Source organism: Bacillus cereus group sp. BfR-BA-01382 (genome assembly GCF_022663475.1).
Taxonomy (GTDB): Bacteria; Bacillota; Bacilli; order Bacillales; family Bacillaceae_G; genus Bacillus_A; species Bacillus_A thuringiensis_S.
This window is the reverse complement of record NZ_JAKUFQ010000295.1, coordinates 1-422: the sequence shown is the minus strand read 5'-3', so window position 1 is coordinate 422 and position 422 is coordinate 1. Positions and strand designations below refer to the sequence as shown.

Sequence of the window (422 nt, the reverse complement as noted above, 5' to 3'; positions counted from 1 at the left end):
ACAATTTATTAAAAAAGCGCCTACACATGTAGGCGCTTTTTCTTATTATTAAGCTTTTGTATGTTCTTTATGGTCACATTCGCAATGAGATCCACATTTCCCGTATAGTACTGTTGATTTTTCATCTTCAAAATGTCCAATTGTTCCTTCACATACTTGGCATACGATTGTTCCCATTTTCATTTCCCCCTGAGTTTTATAGTAATCTATTTATTTATCATTAAGCTTTCGCATTATCTTTTCTAGCACAGTCACAATTTGTTCCACATTTTCCGTAAAGTACCGTCGTTTTCTCATCTTCAAAATGTCCGATTGTTCCTTCACATACTTGGCATACGATTGTTCCCATTTTTTATTTCCCCCTAAGTTTATGGTCCTAAAAACTTTTAGCTGTCCATTTCCTATCAATTATTGGGCTTTTG

Annotated in this window: 2 protein-coding genes; both read right to left on the bottom strand. The window is 34.4% G+C overall.

Translation table 11 applies throughout. The features are described 5' to 3' along the window. Positions 1–48: 48 nt before the first annotated feature. Positions 49–177, bottom strand: coding sequence for a GapA-binding peptide SR1P (locus MR160_RS34015; protein ID WP_000536796.1), 129 nt, complete (start codon positions 175–177; stop codon positions 49–51). Between the two features lie 43 nt (positions 178–220). After that, positions 221–349, bottom strand: a complete 129-nt coding sequence (locus MR160_RS34010) for a GapA-binding peptide SR1P (RefSeq protein WP_000536803.1) — start codon at positions 347–349, stop codon at positions 221–223. Positions 350–422 lie beyond the last annotated feature (73 nt).

Coding starts and splice junctions, on each gene's coding strand:
- MR160_RS34015 (WP_000536796.1), bottom strand. CDS start 177: ATGGGAACAATCGTATGCCAAGTATGTGAAGGAACAATTGGACATTTT.
- MR160_RS34010 (WP_000536803.1), bottom strand. CDS start 349: ATGGGAACAATCGTATGCCAAGTATGTGAAGGAACAATCGGACATTTT.